The following is a 6,000-nucleotide window of genomic DNA, read 5'->3' as shown; positions in this document are numbered from 1 at the left end:
GATCAGCCAGATTATCAGGCAGCTCGTAACTACTGGAAGGTAACGAAGAAACGCCTGAAGGATGAGGGAAATGAAACGGTTACAGCTTGTAACCAGTTGAAGATGACCGCTTCGGATGGGCGGAAACGTCTGACCGATGTGGCCGACACCGAGCAGCTTCTCCGAATCATCCAGTCCATTCCTTCACCGAAGGCCGAGCCGTTCAAGCTGTGGCTGGCGCAGGTCGGTCGGGAGCGTATCGAGGAGACCATCGACCCGGAGCTGACCATTGACCGGGCATTGGAAACCTATCTCAAGAAGGGGTACAGCCGTGAGTGGATCAACCAGCGGCTGCAGGCCATTCAAGTCCGCAAAGAACTGACGGATGAATGGGATGCCCGCGGTGTGCAGAAGGGCGTAGAGTATGCCATCCTCACGGATGAGATCTCCCGTGCATGGTCCGGCATGTCCACCCGGCAGTACAAGAACCTGAAGGGCTTGAAAAAAGAGAATCTCCGTGATAATATGACCACACTGGAACTGGTGCTGAACATGCTGGCGGAAGCGACTACCACTCAGTTTTCAAGAGATCGCAAACCAACGACTTTCCAAGAGAATCTGGCAGTTGCCAAAGCAGGTGGCCAGGTTGCTGGGCGAACCAGAAAAGACATTGAGTCTCAGTCGGACACACCGGTCATCACCTCCAAGAACGCCGCACAGCTCAATCAGGTCGTGACGGACCTGCTGGAAGGCGCAGTCTCTGACACAACTGAAGAATCAAAAGACAAGTGAGCTCTGCGCATCAAGTTATTCTTGCTGTCATACACCGATTTTTTGAAAGCAATTTCAAAAAATCTATAGTGTTGAGTTATGACAGATAAAGCTCCCGAAACACCTGTGTTTCGGGAGTTTTTTCATGCCCAAAAACAGGTTTTAGCCTTATTTTTAGCCTTATGGGGTCAACCGGCGGAAACTGTACAGATAAAACGCTCCATGCGGTCGGCACTTTCGCGCTTCATCTGGTCAGTCACATGGCCATACACGTCCAGCGTAAAGGCCGCTGTGGCGTGACCCAGATTACCCTGCACCGTCTTGATGTCGTCTCCGGCGCGGATCGCGGCGACTGCGTAGGAGTGACGCAGGTCGTGGAAACGGGCATCAGTCAACGCGGCGATTCAAATCCGGATGTCACCTCCAGAAGAAAACCACCCTGTCGGGTGGTTTTCTTCTTTTGCCTCCGCGGACGGCAATGCGTGTTTTATAGAGGCGGGACTCTACCCCGCTCTGATGCTTTGTCTCCGGCGGCCCCATTTCTTTCAGCAGCGGAAGAAATGGGCGCGGCCGCGCGATGGGGCCAGCGCATCTCTCCCGAAAAATCCTGTTCACAAAACGTTTACAATTTTGGTCAAAGAAAGTCAAAAATTACTATTGACAAAAGTGCGAAGTGTGCTATACTATGGTCAAGGTCAAAGAAAGGCAAAGTCAAAATCGATTTTGCAGAAAGGTGGAAGGCAAGCATGGGTATCTCCGATCTCATCGCCGGATTCATCCAGCAGGAGCTGGACGAGGCCGGCGGCGCGCTGGAGCTCCAGCGCAGCGATCTGGCGCAGCGGTTCAACTGCGTGCCCAGCCAGATCAACTACGTCATGTCCACCCGCTTCTCCCCTGAGCACGGCTACATCGTGGAGTCGCGGCGGGGCGGCGGCGGCTACATCCGCATCACGCGGGTGCAGGTGGACCGGCAGACGCTGCTGATGCACGTTATCAACACCATCGGCGATACGCTGGACTACGCCAGCGCCCGGGCCATCACCCAGAACCTGGTGGACTCCGAAGCCATCAGCCGTGAGCTGGGCCAGTCCATGCTGGCTGCCACCGGCGAGCGGGCCCTGCGCAGCGTCCCCAAGGAGCAGCGCAGCGGACTGCGGGCCGATATTTTCAAACAGATCCTGATCCATTCAGTCTGATTTTTCAGCAAGGAGGTTACGATTATGAGATGTGATCGTTGTGGAAAGAACGAGGCAACGTTCTACTATAAGAGCAATATCAACGGCAAGGTGACGCAGGTACACCTGTGTCCCCAGTGCGCCGAGGAGCTGGGCTACACCGACTCCTTCCGCTCCGCCGGTATGACCGGCGGCCTGTTCGGAGATTTCTTCTCCCGTCCCTTCGGGATGCTGGAGCCGTTCTTCAGCGGGCTGGGCTCCCGCATGCTCACCGAGTTCCCTGAACCGGTGGATGTGCTGGGGCAGGCGCGGGAGAGCACACCGGCTCAGGAGGACACCGGCGACCTGCTGCCCAGGGACGAGCAGGATGCCCTGACCCGGCAGCGCAGGCGCAACGCGCTGCAGACCCAGCTGAATCTGGCAGTGCAGGAGGAACGCTTCGAGGAAGCGGCCAAGCTGCGGGATGAGCTGAAGGCGCTGGAAAAGTAAGTCCGGCGCGGAACACGACAGTAAGAGAGGAAGTGCTTATTTATGAGCGAGAATAAATTCACCCCCCGGGCCGAGGAGGCCCTGCGTCTGAGTCAGGAAGCGGCGGAGGAGATGGGCCACGGCTACGTGGGCTCCGAGCATCTGCTGCTGGGCCTGATCCGCGAGGAGGAGGGCATCGCCCACCGCGTGCTGGCGGAGTATGGCGTCACCGACGAGATGGTGTGCTCCGTGCTGCAGCGCAGCGTGGGCAAGGGGATGTCCGGCGCCGCGCCCAGTCAGGGGCTGACTCCCCGTGCCAAGAGCGTGGTGGAGCTGGCTGTGTCCGAGTCCGCCCGCATGGGCAGCAGCTACATCGGCACGGAGCACCTGCTGATGGGCATCCTGCGCGAGGGCGGCAACATGGCTCTGCGCATCCTGCGCACCATGGGTGTGGATCCCAATAAGATGTACAGCAGCATCGTCAAGAAGCTGCATGATACCCCTCACGCAGCCGCCGGCGGCGCGGCCGCCGCCAACCGTGAGGGCGATAAGAAGAACAAGACGCTGGCCGAGTTCACCCGCGACCTTACCGAGGCAGCGCGCTCCGGCAAGCTGGACCCCGTGATCGGCCGCGACAAGGAGATCCAGCGGGTCATCCAGATCCTGTCCCGCCGCACCAAGAACAACCCTGTTCTGATCGGTGAGCCCGGCGTGGGCAAGACCGCCATCGCCGAGGGGCTGGCCGAGCGCATCGCCTCCGGCGACGTGCCCGAGGAGCTGCTGGACAAGAAGCTCCTGTCCCTGGATCTCAGCGGCATGGTGGCAGGCACCAAGTACCGCGGCGAGTTTGAGGAGCGCATCAAGAACACCCTGGCCGAGGTGAAGAAGGCCGGCAACGTCATTCTGTTCATCGATGAGCTGCACACCATCGTGGGCGCAGGCTCCGCCGAGGGAGCCGTGGACGCCGCCAACATTATCAAGCCGGCACTGGGCCGCGGGGAGATCCGCGTCATCGGCGCCACCACCCTCAACGAGTACCGCAAGTATATTGAAAAGGACGCCGCGCTGGAGCGCCGGTTCCAGCCTGTCACCGTAGGCGAGCCTACGCCGGAGGCCACGCTGGAGATCCTGAAGGGTCTGCGCGACAAGTACGAGGCGCACCATAAGCTGACCATCACCGACGAGGCGCTGGAGGCCGCTGTGCAGCTGTCCAAGCGGTATATCGGCGACCGGTTCCTGCCGGACAAGGCCATCGACCTGATGGATGAGGCCGCGTCTCAGGTGCGCATGACCGCCGAGGCCTCCTCCCCCGACCTGAAGGCGCTGGAGGAGAAGATCGCGGCGCTGCACCGCGAGAAATCCGAGGCCGTGACGGCACAGGACTTTGAGAAGGCCGCGCAGCTGCGTGACATCGAGAAGGACTATCAGGAGCAGGTGGAGATCGAGCGGGACAACTGGCGCAAGCAGATGGCCCAGAACCGCGGCAGCGTCACCGCTGACGACGTGGCCAAGGTGGTGGCCGGCTGGACCGGCATCCCCGTCACCCGTCTCACCGAGGACGAGAGCATGCGCCTGCTGAAGCTGGAGGAGAAGCTCCACCAGCGTGTGGTAGGTCAGGACGAGGCCGTCAACGCGGTGGCCAAGGCCATCCGCCGCAGCCGTGTGGGTCTGAAGGACCCCAAGCGGCCCATCGGTTCGTTCCTGTTCCTGGGCCCCACCGGCGTGGGCAAGACCGAGCTGTGCAAGACGCTGGCCGAGGCCATGTTCGGTGACGAAAACGCCATGGTGCGTATCGACATGTCCGAGTACATGGAGAAGCACACGGTGTCCCGTCTGGTAGGCTCGCCTCCCGGCTACGTGGGCCACGAGGAGGGCGGCCAGCTCACCGAGAAGGTGCGCAGGAAGCCGTACTCCGTGGTGCTGTTCGATGAGATCGAAAAAGCCCACGAGGATGTGTGGAACATCCTGCTGCAGATCCTGGAGGACGGCATCGTCACCGACTCCCAGGGCCGGAAGGTGGACTTCAAGAACACCATTATCGTCATGACCTCCAATGTAGGCGCCAAGAACATCACCGCCGATGCGGCGCGCCTCGGCTTCGACGGCAGCGAGAAGGGTGAAAAGGAGTCCGAGGAGGTGCGGTTCAGCCGCATCCGCGACGCCGTGATGGCCGACCTGAAGCGGACGTTCCGCCCCGAGTTCCTGAACCGTATCGACGAGATCATCGTGTTCCGTCAGCTGACGGAGGACAACATCCGCCAGATCGCCCGCCGTATGCTGGACGTTACCGGCGCGCGCATGGCCCAGCAGGGCATCACGCTGGCAGCGGACGACGACGCCGTGGCCGAGCTGGCCCGGGACGGCTTCGATCCCCAGTACGGTGCGCGGCCCCTGCGCCGTGCCATCCAGAACATGGTGGAGGATGCTGTGGCCGAGAAAATGCTGGAGGGCGAGCTGAAGTCCGGCGACACCGCACACGTGCGGCTGCGGGACGGCAAGGTGGTCATCGAGAAGTAAACAAAAAGAGTGCCTGACGGATTCCTCCGCAGAGCTCCTCATCTGTATAAAACCTCCTATTGCTCTGGTAATCTGGTTGCCAAACCTTTACCAGTATACCGCAATAGGAGGTTTTACTTATAAGGGGCCGGAATCGTTCATGCCCCGGGCGCCCTGCATCCAACAGGAATTCGGTGTGAAGAATTCTGACGCGGCGGTGAAGCCGTCGATCGCCCCCTACCGCTCCAGCACCGGCAGAAGTACCTGTGTGATGAACTTTGCGGGGTCCTTGTGCTGGGGCGGGCCCTCCAGATAAATGCGGCGGATCGTGCCCGCAGGCGTAAGCCCCTGTTCCCGTGCGCTGGTCAGGAGCTGCTTCACCACCGCAGGCAGCTGCTCATACGCACCGTGGTGGTAGAGACTGAGGGCCGGCGCTGCCGGCAGGGTCTCCACGTACTCCCCCCGGCTCTCCGGCGGGATAGCCACGCAGAACGCCACCTGATCCGGTTTGTCGATGGGTGACTCCACCAGGTACATCCGGTGGGAGATGTCTGTGCCATAGAGCCGCATCCCCTCCAGCGCAGTGCTGCGGAGCAGCGTCGTCCGCTCCGCCACGGTGGCCGCCGCGCACACGCGGCGATAGACGGTCTGCGGCAGCAGTCGGATCAGCTTCACCTGCGGCGGCTCCGCGCCGGACCGCTCCCGCAGGCTCTCGATATGCCGATCCAGCTCATCCCGCTGCGCCTCCAGCCGCCGGATCAGCGGTGCCAGCGCGAAGTCGCCGTCAAAATATCCGAGGACATCGCTGAGGGACAGTCCCAGGTTCTGCAGGATGCGGATGGTCCGGAGCTTGACGAAGGTATCAATGGTATAGTAGCGGTTTCCCGTGGCGCCGTCCTTGACATCCGGCCGGATCAGCCCGAATTCCTCGTAGTAGAGGATGGCGCGGCGTGTGATGTTCAGCGCCCGCGCGACTTCGCCGATAGAAAACAGATCTCGTTCTTTTTTCATAAAATCCCCCCGAAAACGCAAAAAACTCTTGCATCGAACGTTAACGTACGGTGTATGATACCATCATACAGAAAATCGGTAAATATGCAAGGATTTTTCA

General features: G+C 60.6%; 5 protein-coding genes and 1 pseudogene. 4 read left to right on the top strand and 2 right to left on the bottom strand.

Annotated elements, in window-relative coordinates; all coding sequences use genetic code 11:
• On the top strand, positions 1 to 771 hold a 771-nt coding region (locus ACZM22_RS09915; protein ID WP_489543937.1), incomplete at its 5' end, for a BRO family protein.
• 167 nt (positions 772 to 938) lie between these two features.
• On the opposite strand, the pseudogene ACZM22_RS09910 reads toward ACZM22_RS09915, so the two are convergent.
• Positions 939 to 1,145 (bottom strand): annotated as a pseudogene (locus tag ACZM22_RS09910) (tyrosine-type recombinase/integrase); the annotation flags it as partial.
• Positions 1,146 to 1,496: 351 nt separating this feature from the next.
• On the opposite strand from ACZM22_RS09910, the gene ACZM22_RS09905 reads away from it, so the two are divergent.
• Genes ACZM22_RS09905 through ACZM22_RS09895 form a run of 3 tightly spaced genes read left to right on the top strand, consistent with a single transcriptional unit; the run spans position 1,497 to position 4,910 of the window.
• Entirely contained in the window at positions 1,497 to 1,946 is a 450-nt protein-coding gene (locus ACZM22_RS09905) for a CtsR family transcriptional regulator (protein WP_483268036.1), read from the top strand.
• A 24-nt stretch (positions 1,947 to 1,970) separates the two neighbouring features.
• Positions 1,971 to 2,414 carry a UvrB/UvrC motif-containing protein gene (locus tag ACZM22_RS09900; protein ID WP_489543936.1) on the top strand — a complete coding sequence of 148 codons (444 nt, stop codon included), beginning with the start codon at positions 1,971 to 1,973 and terminating at the stop codon, positions 2,412 to 2,414.
• A gap of 42 nt (positions 2,415 to 2,456) precedes the next feature.
• Positions 2,457 to 4,910: an ATP-dependent Clp protease ATP-binding subunit gene (locus ACZM22_RS09895; RefSeq protein ID WP_483268038.1), complete on the top strand. Its 2,454-nt coding sequence runs from the start codon at positions 2,457 to 2,459 to the stop codon at positions 4,908 to 4,910.
• Positions 4,911 to 5,126: 216 nt separating this feature from the next.
• On the opposite strand, the gene ACZM22_RS09890 is transcribed toward ACZM22_RS09895, so the two are convergent.
• Positions 5,127 to 5,900 (bottom strand): MerR family transcriptional regulator, encoded by a 774-nt coding sequence (locus ACZM22_RS09890; protein ID WP_489543935.1) that lies wholly within the window; start codon positions 5,898 to 5,900, stop codon positions 5,127 to 5,129.
• Between the last annotated feature and the right edge of the window lie 100 nt (positions 5,901 to 6,000).

The organism is Vescimonas sp., from assembly GCF_057856985.1.
Note: the sequence above shows the minus strand (reverse complement) of the source record. Positions and strands in the feature narration are given on the sequence as shown.

Excerpts from the sequence above, each read along its gene's own strand:
- ACZM22_RS09905 (WP_483268036.1), top strand. The coding sequence starts at position 1,497 with ATGGGTATCTCCGATCTCATCGCCGGATTCATCCAGCAGGAGCTGGAC.
- ACZM22_RS09890 (WP_489543935.1), bottom strand. The coding sequence starts at position 5,900 with ATGAAAAAAGAACGAGATCTGTTTTCTATCGGCGAAGTCGCGCGGGCG.
- ACZM22_RS09895 (WP_483268038.1), top strand. The coding sequence starts at position 2,457 with ATGAGCGAGAATAAATTCACCCCCCGGGCCGAGGAGGCCCTGCGTCTG.
- ACZM22_RS09900 (WP_489543936.1), top strand. The coding sequence starts at position 1,971 with ATGAGATGTGATCGTTGTGGAAAGAACGAGGCAACGTTCTACTATAAG.